Source organism: Nitrospira sp., assembly GCA_029194665.1.
Taxonomy (GTDB): Bacteria; Nitrospirota; Nitrospiria; order Nitrospirales; family Nitrospiraceae; genus Nitrospira_D.
Genome location: JARFXO010000006.1, coordinates 55,964 through 74,051, shown reverse-complemented (window position 1 = coordinate 74,051; position 18,088 = coordinate 55,964). Strand labels below are relative to the sequence as shown.

The 18,088-nt window shown below is 55.8% G+C and carries 19 protein-coding genes and 2 pseudogenes; 14 read left to right on the top strand and 7 right to left on the bottom strand.

Annotation, left to right across the window (positions count from 1 at the left end):
- The first annotated feature begins 107 nt into the window (after nt 1-107).
- The 11 genes and pseudogenes from P0119_18445 (at nt 108) to P0119_18395 (ending at nt 10,826) form a co-directional block, all read left to right on the top strand.
- The gene (locus tag P0119_18445) at nt 108-1,886 is read left to right on the top strand and encodes a radical SAM protein (protein MDF0668026.1); all 1,779 of its coding nucleotides are present in this window, start codon (nt 108-110) and stop codon (nt 1,884-1,886) included.
- Nucleotides 1,887-1,922: 36 nt separating this feature from the next.
- Nucleotides 1,923-3,059 carry a hypothetical protein gene (locus P0119_18440; GenBank protein MDF0668025.1) on the top strand — a complete coding sequence of 379 codons (1,137 nt, stop codon included), beginning with the start codon at nt 1,923-1,925 and terminating at the stop codon, nt 3,057-3,059.
- A gap of 18 nt (nt 3,060-3,077) precedes the next feature.
- Complete coding sequence (locus P0119_18435; protein ID MDF0668024.1) at nt 3,078-3,884, top strand: tetratricopeptide repeat protein; 807 nt, start codon at nt 3,078-3,080, stop codon at nt 3,882-3,884.
- Nucleotides 3,885-3,908: 24 nt separating this feature from the next.
- Nucleotides 3,909-4,184: a twin-arginine translocase TatA/TatE family subunit gene (locus tag P0119_18430; protein MDF0668023.1), complete on the top strand. Its 276-nt coding sequence runs from the start codon at nt 3,909-3,911 to the stop codon at nt 4,182-4,184.
- A gap of 12 nt (nt 4,185-4,196) precedes the next feature.
- Nucleotides 4,197-5,450: a hypothetical protein gene (locus P0119_18425; protein MDF0668022.1), complete on the top strand. Its 1,254-nt coding sequence runs from the start codon at nt 4,197-4,199 to the stop codon at nt 5,448-5,450.
- Between the two features lie 86 nt (nt 5,451-5,536).
- Nucleotides 5,537-6,361, top strand: a complete 825-nt coding sequence (locus P0119_18420) for an ethylbenzene dehydrogenase-related protein (protein ID MDF0668021.1) — start codon at nt 5,537-5,539, stop codon at nt 6,359-6,361.
- A gap of 98 nt (nt 6,362-6,459) precedes the next feature.
- Nucleotides 6,460-6,894 (top strand): PDZ domain-containing protein, encoded by a 435-nt coding sequence (locus P0119_18415; GenBank protein MDF0668020.1) that lies wholly within the window; start codon nt 6,460-6,462, stop codon nt 6,892-6,894.
- Between the two features lie 62 nt (nt 6,895-6,956).
- Complete coding sequence (locus tag P0119_18410; GenBank protein MDF0668019.1) at nt 6,957-8,231, top strand: multiheme c-type cytochrome; 1,275 nt, start codon at nt 6,957-6,959, stop codon at nt 8,229-8,231.
- 4 nt (nt 8,232-8,235) lie between these two features.
- Nucleotides 8,236-9,615 carry a multiheme c-type cytochrome gene (locus P0119_18405; protein MDF0668018.1) on the top strand — a complete coding sequence of 460 codons (1,380 nt, stop codon included), beginning with the start codon at nt 8,236-8,238 and terminating at the stop codon, nt 9,613-9,615.
- A gap of 100 nt (nt 9,616-9,715) precedes the next feature.
- Nucleotides 9,716-10,000, top strand: coding sequence for a hypothetical protein (locus P0119_18400; GenBank protein ID MDF0668017.1), 285 nt, complete (start codon nt 9,716-9,718; stop codon nt 9,998-10,000).
- A gap of 70 nt (nt 10,001-10,070) precedes the next feature.
- A pseudogene (locus tag P0119_18395) lies at nt 10,071-10,826 on the top strand (IS5 family transposase).
- Between the two features lie 116 nt (nt 10,827-10,942).
- On the opposite strand, the gene istB reads toward P0119_18395, so the two are convergent.
- The 3 genes from istB to P0119_18380 all read right to left on the bottom strand — a co-directional run bounded on the left by istB (nt 10,943) and on the right by P0119_18380 (nt 12,989).
- The gene (gene istB / locus P0119_18390; protein ID MDF0668016.1) at nt 10,943-11,725 is read right to left on the bottom strand and encodes an IS21-like element helper ATPase IstB; all 783 of its coding nucleotides are present in this window, start codon (nt 11,723-11,725) and stop codon (nt 10,943-10,945) included.
- 103 nt (nt 11,726-11,828) lie between these two features.
- Nucleotides 11,829-12,683: an IS21 family transposase gene (istA, locus tag P0119_18385; GenBank protein MDF0668015.1), complete on the bottom strand. Its 855-nt coding sequence runs from the start codon at nt 12,681-12,683 to the stop codon at nt 11,829-11,831.
- Nucleotides 12,684-12,704: 21 nt separating this feature from the next.
- The gene (locus tag P0119_18380) at nt 12,705-12,989 is read right to left on the bottom strand and encodes a hypothetical protein (protein MDF0668014.1); all 285 of its coding nucleotides are present in this window, start codon (nt 12,987-12,989) and stop codon (nt 12,705-12,707) included.
- Nucleotides 12,990-13,249: 260 nt separating this feature from the next.
- Between P0119_18380 and P0119_18375 the strand changes: the two genes are divergently transcribed.
- Nucleotides 13,250-13,618 (top strand): hypothetical protein, encoded by a 369-nt coding sequence (locus P0119_18375; protein MDF0668013.1) that lies wholly within the window; start codon nt 13,250-13,252, stop codon nt 13,616-13,618.
- A 90-nt stretch (nt 13,619-13,708) separates the two neighbouring features.
- Here the strand turns inward: P0119_18375 and P0119_18370 are convergent.
- Nucleotides 13,709-13,845 (bottom strand): annotated as a pseudogene (locus P0119_18370) (IS4 family transposase).
- Nucleotides 13,846-14,005: 160 nt separating this feature from the next.
- Between P0119_18370 and P0119_18365 the strand changes: the two are divergent.
- Together P0119_18365 and P0119_18360 are read left to right on the top strand one after the other, a co-directional pair.
- The gene (locus tag P0119_18365; GenBank protein ID MDF0668012.1) at nt 14,006-14,224 is read left to right on the top strand and encodes a DUF433 domain-containing protein; all 219 of its coding nucleotides are present in this window, start codon (nt 14,006-14,008) and stop codon (nt 14,222-14,224) included.
- Nucleotides 14,208-14,528: a hypothetical protein gene (locus P0119_18360; protein MDF0668011.1), complete on the top strand. Its 321-nt coding sequence runs from the start codon at nt 14,208-14,210 to the stop codon at nt 14,526-14,528. The genes P0119_18365 and P0119_18360 overlap by 17 nt, the downstream gene beginning before the upstream one ends.
- 38 nt (nt 14,529-14,566) lie before the next feature.
- Here P0119_18360 and P0119_18355 read toward each other — a convergent pair whose 3' ends face one another.
- The 3 genes from P0119_18355 to P0119_18345 all read right to left on the bottom strand — a co-directional run bounded on the left by P0119_18355 (nt 14,567) and on the right by P0119_18345 (nt 18,031).
- Nucleotides 14,567-15,181 (bottom strand): hypothetical protein, encoded by a 615-nt coding sequence (locus P0119_18355; protein MDF0668010.1) that lies wholly within the window; start codon nt 15,179-15,181, stop codon nt 14,567-14,569.
- A gap of 89 nt (nt 15,182-15,270) precedes the next feature.
- Nucleotides 15,271-15,525, bottom strand: coding sequence for a hypothetical protein (locus P0119_18350; protein ID MDF0668009.1), 255 nt, complete (start codon nt 15,523-15,525; stop codon nt 15,271-15,273).
- 88 nt (nt 15,526-15,613) lie between these two features.
- The gene (locus P0119_18345; protein MDF0668008.1) at nt 15,614-18,031 is read right to left on the bottom strand and encodes a fatty acid cis/trans isomerase; all 2,418 of its coding nucleotides are present in this window, start codon (nt 18,029-18,031) and stop codon (nt 15,614-15,616) included.
- Between the last annotated feature and the right edge of the window lie 57 nt (nt 18,032-18,088).

Here is an 18,088-nt window from a genome sequence, read left to right as displayed (position 1 = left end):
AGTCTCGACGTTTGCAGGATTGCATTTCTCAAAGTGCGGGGGGTATAGGTATAAGAAAAAAGATTTTCGAAGCTGCTGATTTGCAAGCATAAAAGGACATACATCCCATGAAAGTCTCGCTACTTTTCCCTCCAACCTGGCATCCGTCTCAACCCTACCTCAGTTTGCCGTCTCTGACCGGGTTCTTGCGTCAGGGAGGGGTTTCCGATGTCTCGCAGCGCGACCTTGGTATCGAATTGTTGGATACGGTGCTGACGAGAGATTATGCGGCCGAGGTGTATCAGCGGTTGATTGCCACGCAGCTCGATCTCGAGCGGACTCAAACGGGAGAGACGGGTCCCGGAAGCCGGGAGCATTATGTGAAGGTGACGGACTCGCTCGATCGGTTCTCCTATCTCGTCGATCGGATCGAGCTTGCCAAGGAAACGTTGCGCAGCGATGGATTTTACGACTCCGACGCCTATCGGGCGAGCTTGTTCATGATTGATAAGTGGTTGGAGGTCGTTTCCTCAGTCTATTTCCCGACCAGGCTCACAGTGGTGGATAATCAGTTTGGGAACTATTCCATCTATTCCTCGAAGGATCTGATGCGGGTCGTCCGTGACGAAGCCCAGAACCCATTCCTCAGCCTCTTCCGGGACCGATTCATTCCGTCGATCGTCAACAGCCGTCCTGATCTCATCGGGGTCTCGATTACGGCCACGTCCCAAATCATTCCCGGCCTGACGCTCTGTCGACTGATCAAGGAGACTGCCCCGGACCTTCACGTGACCATCGGTGGCAGTATCTTCACTCGTCTCGTGGACAACATTCGTCGCTGCCCGAGCCTCTTCGAATTGACCGACGATATTGTCGTGTTTGAGGGCGAAACGGCCCTGTTGGAATTGGTCAATCAGCTGGCAGGCAAGAAGGACTACAGTAAGGTTCCCAACCTGATTTATCGACACAACGGGAAGATCACCGTCAACCAGCCGTTCTATTCTGAAAATGTCAATCAGCTTCCCGCACCGAACTATGACGGTTTCCCGCTGGACCGGTACTTGTCGCCGGAGCCGGTCCTGCCGGTTCAGTTTTCGCGAGGCTGTTACTACAAAGATTGTGCGTTCTGTGCACTGACCCTCGATCACCAGAATTTCAGGCAGAAGGATCCGGGGCGTACGGTCGAGGAGCTGCGATGGCTGAAACAGCGCTATGGGGCGCGCCATTTCTTTTTCACCGATGAATGCTTTGCGCTGTCGCCGACAAAACGGTTGTGTCAGCAGCTGATCGAGAAACAGCTCGATGTCAAATGGACCTGCGAGATGCGGTTCGAGAAAAACCTCTCGCGCGAGCTGTTGGCGTCGATGCGCGATGCCGGCTGTTTGAAAATCGTCTTCGGGTTGGAATCCTTCAACCAGCGCATCATGGATTTCATGAAGAAGGGGATCAAGCAAGAATGGGTCCGGAGGATCGCGGACGACTGTGTGGATCTCGGCATCGCCGTGCATTGCTACATCATCGTCGGGTTCCCCACGGAAAAGGAAGAAGAAGCGCTTGAAACCATGAATTTTATCGTCGAAAACAAGAAACTTCATGAGTCGTACGGATTTTCTTGCCAACCCTGCCTGTTCGACTTGGAAAAGGAAGCTCCCATCATGAGCGACCCCGGTGGATACGGGATCCGACGAATCATGCGTCCGTCGGCGGAAGATCTGAGCCTCGGGTTTTTCTATGAAGTGCAGGAGGGCATGACTCCTGACGAGGCGGAACGACTGTATCAGTATGTCTATGAGCGGATCAGTGAGGTCGTGTGCGAACTTCCCTTCAACTATGCGATGGCCGATGGGTTGCTGTACATCTCAAGGGCGAAAGAAGGGGCCGGACAGGCGCCGATGGCCGCACATTGACCTCATTTTTTTGCGACAGCTATAATGCCAAGATCTATGAGCATGGTCACGAAGGCAACGGCTTTTGGCGAGCGAATGACGGGGAAAGTTTCGGACTTCGGTCCCCTGTTCGAGTATACCGTCAAGCTTGTTCTCCTGACCTCCTTTCTTGAGCTGGTTCTCTATCGTCTGATCTCCCGTCTTGGGATGCATCTCAGCAAGATGGCGGTGGATCATCCGTGGATCACACCCACATTCAGCGCCCTGACAGAGGTCGGCACGTGGCTCCTCAACATCGTCGCCGTGCTGTTATTCTTGGCACTCACACTGACCTTAATCAACCGGTGGGGAGTGCCTGAAATAAGCCGGCTCAGCAAACTTGGTAGTGGGGGGGCGGCACTCTTGTTGCTGTTGACCGTGGTGTTTCTCGTTGTGCAGCCCGGCATGTTGGGGGCAGTCGTGTATAACGGGTTGACGCTGTTGGTGCTGACGGTGTTTGTGTCGGAATTTGTGATGACGCACCGTGAGCCGGCACAACGTGTGCTGGCCGGCACATATTATTTGGGTGTTTCCGGGTGGCTGTACTATCAGATCGTTTCGACCATCTACAGTTTGACGGGAACGATCGCGGCGCCTCCCTTGGTCTACGAATCTCATCGTGTGGGTGAGGCGTTGATGGTCCTGGCCAGTTTCTTCGTTTTTGTGGCCTATGGGAAGAGTAAGAGTCTATCCTTGCGAACGACGAATCGGCGACAGCGGAACAGGGCCATTTGGTTTTGGTCGACGACGGGTGTCATTTTTACTGCCCTCCTCGTGGCCGACTATCTCTTGGACCTCTATAATCCAGCATTCGCTTCGGCCTTCCGGCAGGCCTCGCAAGGTATCGGCTGGATCTTTCAATTCGGAATGGGTTACACCTTCTATCTCCCTTTTGCCCTGTATGTCGGGGGATTGCTCTGCTGGTCCTACACCGTGGTCAAGTTGCTGATGATCGGGCGACTGGCTGGTTATGGGATCGGTTTGATGTTCGTGGCCGGGTATGCCTTATTGTTCTCGAACCTTACCTTGATGGTTGTGCTTGGAGTCATGTTACTTACCCTTGATCGTGTGAAACCAACCGCTGCCGAATCGGTGCCGAACGCTGCCGGTCCTGTGATGTCGACATCGGACGGCCTACTCCCAGGACAGATCTAGTTTCAGAAAGAGATGTTTATGGAAAATCCAGAACCGACGCCCTCGCAATCGGAGACCGTCCTTGACCCCGGGGATCAGCCGCTTACTCCGGACGAAGAGATCTCCGGGATCGAAAAATTATTGACGGACGAACCAGATGACTTTCAGGCTCGCTGTCGACTCGGTGAACTGTACTTCAGCAAAGGGCGTCTCGACGATGCCTTAGCAGAAGTCAAGAAGGCGATTGAGATGGCGGAATTTCTTCGCGCGGAAATGAATCGCTCACTGGCCATGTATTACGCCAATCTGGGAACGATCTATGCCACCAAGAACATGGCCGATGAAGCCGAGGTTGAGTTTCGACATGCGTTGGATATCTTCCCCCATGATGTCTTGGCGCTGTTCAACCTTGGGAGGCTCCACGCCGATAAGAAGCAATACATGGAGGCGAAGAACTACTATGAGCGCCTCGTCGAACTCACGCCGGACGATCCGATTGCTTGGTATAACCTGGGGGGGGTCTACATTGAGCTGGATAACCCTCAAGTGTCGGACTACAACACGATCGACATGGGAATTCAGTGCTACCTTCGCACCTTGGAGCTGGATCCCAAGCACTTGGAGTCGAGTTTCAAGCTGATGGAAATCGCGCTCAATCATAAGAAGACCGATTTGGCGGTCCGCGTCATGGAGAGTGCGGTGGAGCACAATCCGGACGAACCGCTGGCGTACTACAACCTCATCAGCGTGTATGACAAGTGCAAGATGTTTGACCAGGCGGAAGAGGCTCGGAAACGGTTGAAGGAGCGGTTTGCCAAGAAGTCGAAGGATGGTCCGAGGCCCTAATTCATTTTTTGGAAGAGGTGCACTATGTTCGGCAGTCTAGGGTTCACCGAGCTGGTTCTCATACTCATGATTGTGCTGATTATCTTCGGCGCCGGGAAATTGCCGCAATTGGGTGAAGGCCTCGGCAAGGCGATCAAGGGATTCAAGAAGTCCGTCCATGAGGCGGACGCGATCGAGGCCGACGCTCAGGCGGCGGTGCAACAGGCCGCTGCACCTCAAACCGTGACTGCGGCTCAGACTCAGAATGCCCCATTGAATCAACCGGCTGGAGCTAGCGCGCAGCCGGCTCCACGAGCCTAGGGCGCCACGCATATGGAAACCGAACTCGGATTGGCTGCCGGCTACATTGAAACCTTTGCCGGGAACGGCAAGGCCCGAAGCACGGGTGACGGCAAGCGCGCGGTGAAAGCTGGAATCCCGCTCCCCCACCACATCTCGCTCGACAAGACGGAGCAGTGGGTCTATTTTGCCGAGTCAGGGTCCGACCGAGTCAGGCGCGTCAATCTTCAGGAAGGCACGGTCCACAATTTTGCCGGAATCGGGGAGACTTGTTATAGCGGTGATGAGGGTCTCTGTGGCGAGGCAGGACTCTATCTGCCCTTGGACGTCGCCTTTGATTCCCAGAACAATTTGTATATCTGTGATTCCGGAAGCAACCGGATTCGAAAGGTCGATCATGCGACGGGCACCATTACGACGGTGGTCGGTACCGGTCAGCATGGGTTCAATGGCGACGGTCTCGCGCTGGAAGTCAATCTGACCTGGCCTGCAGCAATCGCCTTTGATCGCGAGGACGTTCTCTTCATCGCGGATACTCAAGCCCATAAAGTAAGACGGTTTGATCCCAAGACAGGATTGGTCACAACGATTGCCGGGACCTGGTCGGCCGAAGATGAAGCACGAGAACAGCCGCTGGTGGCGAGGAATCTAGTTGTCTTGTCAGGCGACGCGATCGGAATCGATTTCAGCGATGATCAGGGATGGCTTATGCCGGTCTGCTCGGACGGGTTGGATATGTCGATGTATCTAGACGATGGAAGACCGGCGATCGATGCGCGCCTCTACGACATAGTCGGTCTGGCGGTTGATACCGGGGGTGATGTGTACGTTGTCGACAAGGGCAGCAATCGCGTCAGAAAGATCGATTCCCAGACGGGAATTATTTCGACTGTCGCAGGAGTCTGCCGATACGGATATGACGGCGACGAGAAGCCGGCCGTCAGAGCCATGTTGCACGCCCCGGAAGCCGTGGTCTTTGATCACGATGACAATCTCTACATTTCCGATACCATGAACCATCGAGTTCGCAAGGTGGATGTGAAAACCGGTCTCATTGCCACGGTCGCTGGAAACGGGGATAGTGGATATGAAGACAAGAACATCGGCGGCTGCGGGGCCGCTCGATTTGTCGCCAAGGAATCGGCCGGGATGTTGCGACATGGAGACGGTCTGCTCGGGACCGAGGCTGTGGTGAATTCGCCCGTCGGTTTGGCCGTGGATTCGCAAGGCCACCTCTATATCTGCGAACGAGGAGAAAATAAGATCCGTCGTCTGAAGCTCTCGTAGTCAATCCCTCCTGCCTCCACATGTGTCCCGCCCGCGTTTTGTGATATTCTGAATTCGGCTTTCTTTCGGAGTACCGTGCGGTGCGAATGACGGACATCGACAGTTCCCGCTTTCATCTTGTTTGGTTTTTTTTCGGCATGATTGTCGTTGCCGGTGTGCTCGGAGCATTTGGGATTCCGCTGGTCAGTTCGGAGGGAATGACGATCAGATCGTACTTACTCCACGGTGATTTGCCGAACGCTGCCGATGATGTCGCCTGGAAGAAGGTCTCCCCGATCACTATTCCTCTGAGCGGACAAGTGATCACGAGGCCGGTGTGGCCGGAACCCACCGTGCGCGCGTTGACGGTGCGGTCCATTCACAACGGGACCGAGATCGCCTTCCTGCTGGAATGGCAGGACAATACGAAGAATGATCGGCTGACTCCCGGCACCTTTCGGGATGGGGTTGCGATCGGCCTTCCGCTCGGCGATGCTCCGGCATTTTTCTGCATGGGGCAGCTTGATCACTATATCAACATCTGGCATTGGAAGGCGGATTGGCAAAGCGATATCGATCGGCGGGCGGCTCGGGCATCGGAGAAAAAAGAGGGAGGGGTTCGGACCTTCGAAGTCATCCCGCGACGAGTCTCTTCGGTGGAAGATTTAATCGGCGGGGGATTCAGCACGTTGACCACAAAGGAGAGGCAGGGAAGAGTGCAGGGACAGGCGGTATGGAGAGATGGTGTGTGGCATGTCATGATGCGCCGTCCCCTGGTGAGCGAGGAACAAGAGAATGAAGCCACCCTTGTTCCTGGTCGAGTGCAGACTGTTGCATTCGCCGTGTGGAATGGAGAAAACAAAGAGCGAAACGGCCAGAAGGCGGTAGCGCCATGGTTTCAACTCAGCATCGATCCTGTCGCCAAACTGTAGCAGAGACCCTGACGAAGCCCATCTTTGGATGGCCGGTGTTGTAAGGAGGAGTTTCTCTTGGGATTGAGCGGCGGGATCGCCGGTGGAGATGCAGGATCGTGAGTTCTCGTCTTGTATGGGAAATGCTCCTGTGCTGTGGCCTTGTCTTTTGCGAGATGGGGACGGGGCAGGCTGCGATGCAGAACGGTGCAATGACCGAGGATGAGGCGTCCAAACTTGGAGAGGAGTTCGGGATTGTTGTCGGCGCCGTCGATGAAGAGATTCAAAAAGAGCTGAAACTACAGAAGCCGCAGGGAGTGGCTGTGTTCGAGGTCATCGGGAATTCACGCGCGGACTATGCGGGCATCAAGGTTCGATCCGTTATTAAGGAAATCGATAAACAGGAAATCCGAAACATGATGGATTTCGGCCGAGCCATCAAGAAAGCCATGAAAGAATGCAATTTTACCGTTGGAACCTACGAGCCGGCTGATCCAGGCGATCCGGTCGGCTGGGGTGTCAATTTTCACTTTGTCGGTTGTAAGCGGGATTAGTGACGGTCGTGATGAGTGGTGTGATGGGACATGGCCGGTCGTGGCGACGACGATGCCTGGTGATGGCCGTCTGTCTTCTCAGCCTGCTCGGCATGCCGAGCACCAATCATGAAGGAGCAATCGCTCAAGGAGCGGATGGTCAGTCCCCGGCCGACTGGGTAGCAGAAATCGAGAAAGTCTTCATCCGTTCTGAAGACTGCAAGCAATGTCATGAGCGGCATTACGAAGAGTGGAAGGGAGCCAGAGAGCAGACGCCAGATTTGAAGACCTTCGGTCGTGTGGATGCCGCCCTCCTGCACGGCACGTCGTTGGAGTCACCTGCATTTCGAACCGTGCTGGGTCTGTGGAGGCAGACGAATCCCACGCCTGATGAACAACGCCGCTGCCTGTCCTGCCATGTGCCTTCCATCAACGTCTTCCCTCAGCATGCCGAGAAGATTGCGACGCAAGTGATTGCCGGCATGCCCAAGATTGAAGGAATCGGCTGTGCGGCCTGCCATCTGATGAATGGGATTGAAAAGGATTTGCACTCACCGCCGACGTTTACATTACAACCTGGCAGCACATTCTATGGCCCCTATTCAAATCCGGAAGAGAACCTCGTCCATCCATCTGCCCCGTCGGACTACTTCCGAGCGGTCAGTTTTTGTGCCTCCTGTCATTTCGATAAAGTGAAGGATACGACGCAGAAGAATCTGCCGGGAGAAATTCTGCAGGGCACGATTTGTCAGGATTGCCACATGGAGCCGTCGACCGGGAGTTCCACCTCTAAACGTGGCTCGATGACCAGACCTATCGGGCGTCACTGGTTTCGTGGTGTCGTCGGTTCCGGTACCATGCTCAAGAATCGGAACCTACAGGCTGAGTGGATGCCTCGGATCGATATGGACGTGACGAAGAGCGAAACGTCGGTGGAGGGAACCGGAATTGTGAAGGTCGGCAGTCTCCCGCACAGTTTCCCCGATGGTGATCCGGTATTGAAACAGTTTTTTCTGACCGTCACAGCGAAGGACGCGACGGGCAATACGTTAGCGGAACAGACGAAACAGTTTGGGTTGCCGTATGACAAAATCCTGCGTGGTCCGATTCCGGATCCCTTCATCAAGGGTGGCAACACAAGAAAGGTTCCCTTTACGTTGACGCTTCCCTCCGGAACAGCCGCCGCGTCGATAGAGGCAGTGCTGACTTATGCGCTCATTCCTACGCCTGAACCTCTCCTGCTGGAGCGATACCTTGCGACTCTGGAGACCGACACAGAGCGGGAGGGGGCGAGAAACATCGTTCAGGAATATACGCAACGGCGCTTTTTGACGTATCGTGTCAAATCACTCTCCTAGCAGAATGTTGAAAAAGTCCTCCAACATCGTTCTCGCATCGCTCAGAGGCTCAACGTACCGAAGCGTACGCCTCGCCTCTTCGCTTGCTGCGGCCTTGGTCGGTGGAATGCGCGGTCTGGCCGCGCTGGGGTGGGCGGGTGAGAATGAAGGACCTTTTGAACATTCTGCGGTCTGGCTCAGTTTTGTCGTTACGATTGGTGCTGCTGTGTTATCTGATGGCGTGCTCACATCCGTGTCCGCTCAGAACTCAACCACTCAGTCACAGATCGAGAAGGCCTTCCCTCATTCCAGCAAATGCAAACGGTGTCACGAGCGTGTGTATGAAGAGTGGGAAACCTCCCCTATGGCGAAGTCCATCCATTCCCCGGCGTTTCGTGGGTCGCTTGATATTTACTTGAATTCAGCGATGGGAAAAGACAAGGCGCTGTGTTTTCGTTGCCATGCCCCGCACGTGCGAGAGTTTTCGGATCATGCGCAGCTCTTTGTGGACCAAACCAACGCGGGCGACCCCTCCCTGGATGGAGTAGCCTGCAGCCAGTGTCACCTGATCAAGTCTCTGGACCTGGCTAAGCATCCCCCGGAACCTAAATATGAGATCGGGAGCAAAACTCTCTATGGGCCCTATGGTGACTTCGTTCAGAACCTTGCACATCAGTCCATGGAACTGGGGCTGTTTCAAAAGTCTGACCTCTGTTTGAACTGCCATCAGTCCGTGCCGTCAGCATCGAATCTGGGCAAGACCAACGACCTGCTCGGGAATTGGGACCAAAGCCGGGCCGTAAAATCCGGCAAGGAATGTCAGACTTGCCACATGCCGCAGCAGGTCGGCGAGTCGGCCAATGGAGAAAAGAAGCGTAAAATCGCAAACCATACGTTTCCCGGCCGCATCGGCAAGTTGCGCCAGGAAGCGGCGAAACTAGACGTGCAGACAAAGCTCGACGGGGACAAGACGACCGTCATGGTAAAGGTCCAAAGCCTGGTGCCTCACAATCTGCCTACGACGCACCCTGCATGGGCTACGGTGGTATTAAATCTGGACATCAAAGGGAAAAACCTTAAAACGGTGTTTACGGATAAGCGTGTCTATGGTCGGACGTATCTGGATGCCCAAGGTCAGAAGACGGTCTTTGACTTTGAGGCAGTGAAAGTTGCCGAAGACACAGTATTGAAACCCGAAGAGACCAGAGAAGAAACATTCACGTTTCCAACACCGAAAGATACCAAGACGTTCGACGTCGAAGTCGGATTGAATTACGCTCCACTGACCGGTCCTGCCTCATTCCTCGAACGGGTCGAAACAGAATCCTCCAAAGGCTCGCAGGACCCAGCCTTCCAGCCAATCGAGATCGTCAAGCGCACGGAGAATATTCCGATCGGGAAGTAATAGAGGCTCGCTGCGAGTGAAGCGTTGGATATGGAACGAGAGATACCGCGAGCTAATCGCGAGGCTCTCAGCGATTCACTTGATAGGTAGGCATCTCTTCATGAGCGTACTGCTTCAACGTATTCATGCTGTTGCAACGTCGTGGCCTTTTCTGATCAGCCTGGCGTTGCTATTGGTGAATGATATCTACCTGAAGCGCCACTATGCAGGACTGTTGACGGGAAAGCTGTCTGATTTCTCCGGCATCTTCCTTGTTGCGCTAATAGTTTTCACCCTTCTTCCTTGCTGGCCGTATTTGGTTTCATCAGCGATCGTTGTCGCTTTCGTCTGGTGGAAAAGTTCATTGTCAGACGAATTCATTTGGCTAGGGCGTGTCATCAATTAATTTTCTCGATTCACAGAGCCATCGTGTTGTGATTTACTCCGTCCCAGACCAAAGGAGGGGTCTGCGGATGGTGAGACGGTATGGATTGCGTGATGACCAATGGGAGAAGATCGAGCATCTGCTGCCTGGCCGTGGAGAGACGGTGGGCGTGACGGCGAAGGACAACCGGCTGTTTGTGGAAGCGGTGTTGTACCGGTATCGCGCGGGGATCCCGTGGCGGGATCTGCCGGAGCGGTTCGGAGATTTCGAGTGATCCACACACGCCATACGCGCTGGAGTCGACGCGGCGTCTGGAAGCGGATGTTTGAACGTCTTGCTGACGATCCTGACAACGAATACGCGATGATCGATTCCACCATCGTTCGTGCCCACCAGCACAGCGCTGGTGCAAAAGGGGGCACCACGCGCAGGAAGCCATCGGACGCAGCAAGGGTGGCCTGACCACCAAAATCCACGCCACCTGTGATGCGTTGGGTAACCCAACGGGGTTTCATCTCACCCCAGGGCAGGCGCATGACCTGGAGGGCGCCGATGTCTTGCTACCCGGCATTGACGCGGATACCATCATTGCCGATAAGGCCTTTGATGCCGATGAACGGGTGATCCAGCCGCTGCAACGAGCGGGCAAGGTCGTGGTCATTCCCCCCAAAGCCAACAGAACCACCCCCGCGAATACGATCAAGACCTCTACCGAGCCCGGCATCTGATTGAGAACTTCTTCGCCAGACTCAAGCAATTCCGCGCCATCGCCACCCGCTACGACAAACGCGCCGCCAATTTCCTCGGTGCCATCTATCTCGCTGCTTCAATGACATGGCTTAATTGATGACACGCCCTAGTTCATCAAGCGGGTGGTGCCGGGTTTGGAAGAATTATTGACCACACAGTGTCAAGGGTCATCCAAATTGCCCCAGTTATGGTCATCGAAAATTCCCCACCCCGTTAGGTTGTCGTTGACGCTTCTTCGACCCGCACAAGTCCGGCTTTGAGTTTCTCCTTCAGCCGGTAGGAATGGCCCCGGATGTTGATGGTGATCGCGTGGTGGAGCACCCGATCCAGGATCGCAGTCGCCAGCACCCGGTCGCCAAACACCTCGCCCCAAGCCCCGAAACTCTGGTTACTGGTCAAAATCATCGGCCCCTTCTCATAGCGGCGTGAGATGAGCTGAAAGAACAAGTTGGCCCCGGTGCGGTCAATGGGCAGATAGCCGATCTCATCAATGATCAGCAACCGGGGAATGGTATAGAGCTTCAGCTTGTCCTCCAGCCGATTCTCCGTGAGCGCCCGAGTCAGCGTAGCGATCATGGCGGCGGCTGTCGTGAACAACACCCGATAGCCCTGGGCAATGGCTTGCAGCCCTAGCCCGATGGCCAGGTGGCTTTTGCCCACACCGGGCGGCCCCAAGATCACGACATTCTCGCCGTGCTCGATGAAGTGGCAGGTCGCCACCTGCTGAATCTGCTTCTTATCCAACGAAGGCTGGTAGCTGAAGTCGAAGACCTCCAGACTCTTGACGAATGGAAATCGCGCCAAACTCGTCCGCATCGCAATGTTCTTCGCGGTCTTGGACGCGACTTCTTCGCCGAGCACCTGGTCGAGGAAGTCGGCATAGGGCAGCTCCTTGACGGCCGCTTCTTGTAAGAGGGCCTCCAGCCGCTCCCGACTCTTCAAGAGCCGTAGGCGCGTGAGTTGGTCACGGAGCCGTTCCAGTTGCGCCGCGTTCATGGCCGCCCCTCCTGCGACGCCGTGCGCTCACACACCGCCTCGTACCAGGCCAGATCCCGCACTTCGACCTCCGGCAAGGCATCGGGGCGAGGGGACCGATCGCTCACCGTGGACCGACGGTGGCGGGCGAGACGCGCACTGGCTCCAGGGCCGTGCTCGGGCTGGATTCGGAATTGGTGCTGGCCCGGGAGCACCGGGTGCGTCGCGATCTCTTGGTCACGGTGAAAGATGTGGACCGTGTCCCCCGTCGTTGCACTTCAACCCGCTGACCAATGAGCCGGAAGGGCACGGAGTAGCGGTTCGTCGCCAGGCTGACCAAATAGTCCTCGGCCACGATCCGTGAGACGCGCGCCTCCTGCTGGAAGGCGCGCTGGTCCGCCAGCGGGACCAGGTGGTTGCGTTCTCGCGCAAACCGGACGAGTGGCTCCTCATGCGTCGTGCCATGGATGCGGCGGTCGGCAATTGTCGCGGTCCATTCGTCAAGTTGGGTTTGAAAGTCCACCAGATCGACAAACGTTCGTCCCGGCAGAAAGTTCCGTTTCAGATATTTCACGCCGGATTCGACCTTACCCTTGGTCTGGGCCCGATAGGGCCGACACACGCGCGGCTCAAAGCCCCAATAGTCGGCGAAGGCTTTGAAGGTGGGATTCCAGAGCCGCCGCCCCGTCTCATCCGCATAACAGACGGTTCGCGGTCGGTCATACAGATGCTCTCGCGTGTGGCCACCGAAATGCGCAAAAGCCCGTTCATGGGCCTCGAGAAACTGCGCCAGCCGCTCATCGGCACAGGCGTAATAGAACCCACGTCGGCTGAACCCCAACGTCAACACGAACACGTGCACCACCGTCGGGCCGGCGCGGAAGGGCACGGTGGCTTGGCCCCAATCAATCTGACTCTGCTGGCCCGGCGGTGTCTCAAAGCGGAGGAGGGGCCCGCTCCGCCTGCAGCTGACCCTCACGCAGCGGCGCCACCCCTCGCTTCACCGTCTCATAACTGCCGATGTACTCGTGGCTCGCTCGCAGTTCCTGATAGAGAATCCGCGCCGAATAATTAACCTGCGACGACGGGTCCGCACAAAGTCGGCATGGGCGGTCAGCAGCGTCTCCGTCATCGCCGCTCGGCGATAGGGTTGCCACGTCGTCTGCTGCAGACTGCGCCGCACGGTCTTCCGATCCAGGTCCAACCGCCGCGCAATCCCTGAAATGGATCCCCGCTCTTCATGACGCAACCGTCGAATCTCCGCCCACCGCTCTTGATCCACCATACATACCTCCCGGGAGTGTGGTCTACCTGGGACGGTATGATCGTTGTCTCCTTGCTATCGTCAAGTTCCATCACATCCCTCCTTCGGTGAGAGGGTGGGGAGAATTCATTGACCACATCTGGGGATTATTGCATGACCGCTGACACACACAGACTTATTCGCACTTACTATCGTGCCTTTAGCTTACGCTATAAGCCAGTGCATCGACTCTTGTCAGCTCTCTACGCGCACATTCGGGCGTGTCTTGGCAACACCTACTCGTGATTGCGTTTCTCGCTACCCTCGGCACATCTGTCATGCCTTTACACCAAGGCTATGAAATTCGTGAAACCAAAGAATCTGATCACAGTTCTGCACCATTGGCGGCAGACATGATCAGAAGTGTCGCTGAAAGTCACGGCCTAAAGTGCATCAGCTGTGAGCGTCTAACTGAAACGGCGAAATACGGCGATGGGTATATTAAGTTGGAGTATGCAATCAAGACCGACCGAATTAGTTTTCAGATATCTGGCTTGCCGGGTTTTCCGCTCTTCAGCCGTATTCCCGGACGAATGGACGCATTGAAGCGTGATTTGAATGACCGATTGAGCGGGAAGTTTCAGAACCTTGAATTTGCCGAGCCATTATAGAACCACAGTCGTGTCCGACAGATTTCAGAATAGATTGATCTGGTTTGGGTTGGGCGTAGATATTTCATCCACCTCTATGTCGGTAAGAAGTTGACCCAGCGGCACGTTTTCGAATGGTGTCACGCTCAGAACTGTAACATGGCATGCAGAGACAGGAGCAGATGCAGTCGCTTTCGGACGATTGCCACAAGCACACAGACAGCCACCGCAATCCAGATTTGGTTTTGACGGCGTTGGTCGAGGTACCGAAGAAGTGAGCGCGCGGCTGACATCGCAGGGACGCCGCTTTAGTTCATCTTGAATCCAGCTCTGACTTGCCAGTAGACTTGTCTGCCGGTATCGTAGTCAGACGCGGCGCGTATCGACCGGTCTCCATCGGGGGTGCGTATGGAAGCCCAATATCTGAGTCGTGACCCGGAAATCATGAGTGGCGCTCTCTGTTTCAAGGGGACTCGTGTGCCGGTTCAATCTCTGTTTGACTACTTTGAGGGGAACTCGTCGTTGGAGGAGTTTCTGAAGGATTTCCCCACAGTTTCTCGTGAAGCAGCCATAGCCGTTCTTGAGGTAGCGAAGGAGCGGCTTTTCGCTCATGCGCCTGCTGCTTGATGAGTCCGTCCCTCGCCGGTTTCGCCAGGCCTTACCTGTACACACTGTCAAAACAGCGGTGGAAATGGGATGGGGCGGGAAGAAGAACGGTGAGCTGTTAGCACTCGCAGCCTCCCAGTTCGAGGCATTCATTACGGTCGATCAAAACCTTCCTTACCAGCAGGACATTTCGACGCTTCCCATCGCGGTTATTGTTCTTGTAGTCCTCTCCAATGAGCTGCAGACCCTTCTCCCCCTTGTGCCACGCCTTGAGGAGACACTTGCAACGTTGCAGCCGAGATCGCTTGTTCAGATCAGAACATAACGGGCGCACAATGAAATAGAGACCCAGGATTGATTGGCTCATCCCATGATGCTGCCAATGCAGATGGCATTCGCGACGAACCGGCCGTACGGCGCGTCGCGGCACTGCTCCCAATCCGACTCGACCCAATAATTCTGTTTAGAAATCCGTTTGAGAAAATGCTGGGTTGTGAACGGACTCTTGCCGCGGTTCTGTAAATAATCAAAGTAGCGGTTGTAACCGATCGGCAGGCTGGCCACGAGTTTGCCGGACGGGGCCAGGCAGGCGGATCGCAGATGATCGAGTGCCTGCAGTAGTTTGATTGGTACCTGTGGCTGTTCGTCCCACCCAATATGTTCCAAGGTTGAGATGCTGATGATCAGGTCGTACTTATCCTGAGGGGCAAACTCGACGATATCCTTATTGATGACACCGGAGCTGACTTCATATTTGTCGACGACCTCATGCTGAATGGGAAAATAGTGAGATAGGACGTTGCCCACTTCGAGTACCCGCTTGCCTTCATGTTTTAGGAGGAGTTCACGGAAGATGGGGATCTCGACGCCACGCTCGTTCTTCCAGGTCTTGTTATACGGATGGTACAGGTATTCGTACTCCCGACCGTCGAACTGGAAAGTCTTGGTTCGCACCAAGCGGGTCAGCGTCATCTTCATGAGACGCCAGTATCGTCTGAAGGCATTTCTCCTGGCTGTGGCCTTAGTGTAATCGTAGGTATAGGACAAGAATGGCCTGCTTCGAGGGATTACTCGAAGATAATGCGAGATCCAGGTGATTTCATTTTGAAGATCTGCAGGGCATTGTAAATGCCCTTGGCTGGGTGGTTCAGGATCAGGCGAGAGTTGGTGATATGGGTGTCGAGCAGTTCATATTGTCCGCCGCTGTAATACAGGTCGCAGTCGTCGATCTGGCAGTTCTTGTAGACGTGATTGTCCAATGCCAGTTTCGCCTTGGTAAAGGTTTGCCCGTCAATAATGATGTAATTCGGTTCCAGTCCCATTTCGCCAGTCTCCGCGGCGCACTATAGCAAGTCTCTGCTTGAACAGCAAACCAACGTTCGGTCATGACCTCGCGGGTCTCCCGTCTCGTTATCGATTCTCCAACCGGTTGAGGTCGAGCAGCCCCGCTCCGAGCGGGTCTATCCGGTGGTAGAGCTCGTGGATTTTATCGCTGTGCGACCAGAAGTCCTGACTGGTACGGCGCACGGCAAAACGCTCCGCGAGCTTTCGATAGTCTGTCTCACCCCTGAGCTCGGCGACCGCTGCGATGAACTCGGACAAATCCTGCTGCGCCACACGATAGAAGGCGTTGGGGTAGGTCCCGATCAATCCACGCGAGACCGTGAGTCCATCTTCATCCGGGAGGCGACGCGACTGCTGGTTAAAGAGGGAGGCGACGTTGCTGAATCCGTTGTCGTGCAGCAGCGTATAGATTCGGTCGTGATGCGCCTCCGTTCCCGTTCCGTTTGTGACGGTCAATACCGCGACTTCGGGCAACCATTGCAGCGCTCGCCCTTTGATCCGCGCCAGAGTGCGTAACTGGGCGCGCAGCTCTTGATCCGGTTCCCCTTGCACATCGTAGGCTTCGTTGAGCGCTCCGGTGAGCCGCTGCCGCAATAGGTTGAACAGCTCGCGTTTGGGCCTGTTCGTTCGGTACGTGATGCCGCTTTCCTGCTGTACACGGATACGAGATCCGTAGACATAGTCCTTGACCGACTGGTGGGCATCCCGGTACCAGAAGTCCCGTTCCCGCTCCCGCTCCTTGCCTGGGAGTAGCATCAGGAAGTTGAATTCCCCCTCCATCCGCAAGAAATCCATGTAGAGACGTGTGTCGAGCTGGTGTCCGGCGAAGCTATAGACGTCGAAGCCGGCCACGAGTAGATAGTAAATCCGCTCGAATAGATCGTAAGACAGGAGCCAGGCGGTCTTTGGATCATCGCCGACCAGGCCCTGTACCACCGAGGCGCTGTCCGCATGGCGGAAGACGGTGAGGGCTGCGTTACGGTTCCGTCCCTGCCCGTTCCAGATAAAAGACAGGTCGTGCGCCTCGTGCTCGACTCTGAGGTCTTCAAGATAGGCTTGCTTGGCTTTGAGGAATTCGTCCTGCATGCGGGAGTATTTCACCCAGGAGGTCAGGCCGAGCCGGGTCGTTCCCTCGGTGGTCGGCAGGTAGAGATGCTTGCTCGTCCTCGCCAGGAATTCCTCGTTCTTGTCGAGCACCGCGCTCTCCGGGTCTACGAAGAAAATCCAGAACCGATCATCGATGGCGGTGAGCGCGATGGTTCCGCGGCAGACCGGCCCCTTGATGAACAACATGACAAAGGCAAGGGCATCGTCGAGCAGAAACCGGTAGCGTGAGCGAACCGGTAGGTCACGGAAGGCGACAAAAGGGTTCGAGGCTACGAGGGCGTCATAGGAGGGCAGGGCTTGGACGTTGTACGGCTGGTCAAGGAACAGTTCGGTGTACCGCTGCTTACGTGAAGGGTTGAGCGCATAGGGGGTGTGTGCCTTGGCCAGGAGGCTGCCGTGCACCGGCTCAAGACGGTAGTAGCCGCGGGGCACACCTGGGTCGTCATAGGGTCGACGTGTTACGATCGGGTCGATGGGCTGACCCGGTGCCGAACGGGACCGCACGAGGCGAAACCACTGTCGATCGGGCAACTCGTCGAAATAGAGATGCATAAGATACAGGTGCTCGTAGAGATAGCGACTCATCAACCGCTGCTTGGGAGAATCCCCGTTCAGAAAGGCTTCCCATTCCGCGACCAGCGCGCTGGGGTAGGGTAGTGTAGGGGCCGGCTCTCGGTAAGGGGTGCCTTGAGCGACCCACTGCATCAGGATTGAGTGCTCCAGGTCAGTCAGGCCTGGCAACCCATAGGGCATGCCCCAGAGAGGGTAGACGGCGCTAAAGGAATCGAATTCGGACTCGGTGGGACATTGCTGCTTTCGATCGAGCGACAAGTCCAACGATTCGGGGAGCAACGACTCGGACGGCAGCTGGTGGGCCCGCTTGAGCGTCAGCATGCGGGCAAGCACCCCGGCGAGGCGAGCTTCCTCCGGTGCCTGCGCTTGCTCTTGTATGACCGGAAAAAACTGCTTCCTCCGCCAGGCTGCGACCGAATGGGCATCGTCGAAGAGCCTGGTCTGTTCGGCTGTGTGAAGTCGTGTGATGTCGTAAATGGGCTTTTTGTGTGCGCCTCGTACGATGCCCTCATAGGCGGTCAGGTTCAATTGACAAGGTGCGTCATAGCAGCCATGGCAGACGGCACAGCGGCGTTCGATGATCGGCTGCACGTCCCGCCAATAGTCGACGATTGTGCTTCCGGCCGTCGTGGGGGGAGGAGTGGCCGGTTCGCCCGCCTGTATCGGTCCTGACGGCGTGGCGCCTGTGCATCCGGTCAGACTCCAGACTAGTAGGCTCAGAAATAACCAGCCGGCTGTGGCGAGGCAAGGAGGCCGAGTCACCGAGAATTCCGTTCCGTCCTCGACATGACCTCTGTGTCCCATTGCTGCTCTCCCATCCTTCTGTAGTTGACCGGAAACTGTAACATAGCGCGATGAGAA

What these genes read in the sequence shown, in the direction of transcription:
- P0119_18445 (MDF0668026.1), top strand. Translation starts at nt 108, where the DNA reads ATGAAAGTCTCGCTACTTTTCCCTCCAACCTGGCATCCGTCTCAACCC.
- P0119_18440 (MDF0668025.1), top strand. Translation starts at nt 1,923, where the DNA reads ATGAGCATGGTCACGAAGGCAACGGCTTTTGGCGAGCGAATGACGGGG.
- P0119_18435 (MDF0668024.1), top strand. Translation starts at nt 3,078, where the DNA reads ATGGAAAATCCAGAACCGACGCCCTCGCAATCGGAGACCGTCCTTGAC.
- P0119_18430 (MDF0668023.1), top strand. Translation starts at nt 3,909, where the DNA reads ATGTTCGGCAGTCTAGGGTTCACCGAGCTGGTTCTCATACTCATGATT.
- P0119_18425 (MDF0668022.1), top strand. Translation starts at nt 4,197, where the DNA reads ATGGAAACCGAACTCGGATTGGCTGCCGGCTACATTGAAACCTTTGCC.
- P0119_18420 (MDF0668021.1), top strand. Translation starts at nt 5,537, where the DNA reads ATGACGGACATCGACAGTTCCCGCTTTCATCTTGTTTGGTTTTTTTTC.
- P0119_18410 (MDF0668019.1), top strand. Translation starts at nt 6,957, where the DNA reads ATGGCCGTCTGTCTTCTCAGCCTGCTCGGCATGCCGAGCACCAATCAT.
- P0119_18405 (MDF0668018.1), top strand. Translation starts at nt 8,236, where the DNA reads ATGTTGAAAAAGTCCTCCAACATCGTTCTCGCATCGCTCAGAGGCTCA.
- P0119_18400 (MDF0668017.1), top strand. Translation starts at nt 9,716, where the DNA reads ATGAGCGTACTGCTTCAACGTATTCATGCTGTTGCAACGTCGTGGCCT.
- istB (MDF0668016.1), bottom strand. Translation starts at nt 11,725, where the DNA reads ATGAACGCGGCGCAACTGGAACGGCTCCGTGACCAACTCACGCGCCTA.
- P0119_18380 (MDF0668014.1), bottom strand. Translation starts at nt 12,989, where the DNA reads ATGGTGGATCAAGAGCGGTGGGCGGAGATTCGACGGTTGCGTCATGAA.
- P0119_18365 (MDF0668012.1), top strand. Translation starts at nt 14,006, where the DNA reads ATGGAAGCCCAATATCTGAGTCGTGACCCGGAAATCATGAGTGGCGCT.
- P0119_18360 (MDF0668011.1), top strand. Translation starts at nt 14,208, where the DNA reads ATGCGCCTGCTGCTTGATGAGTCCGTCCCTCGCCGGTTTCGCCAGGCC.
- P0119_18355 (MDF0668010.1), bottom strand. Translation starts at nt 15,181, where the DNA reads ATGAAGATGACGCTGACCCGCTTGGTGCGAACCAAGACTTTCCAGTTC.
- P0119_18350 (MDF0668009.1), bottom strand. Translation starts at nt 15,525, where the DNA reads ATGGGACTGGAACCGAATTACATCATTATTGACGGGCAAACCTTTACC.
- P0119_18345 (MDF0668008.1), bottom strand. Translation starts at nt 18,031, where the DNA reads ATGGGACACAGAGGTCATGTCGAGGACGGAACGGAATTCTCGGTGACT.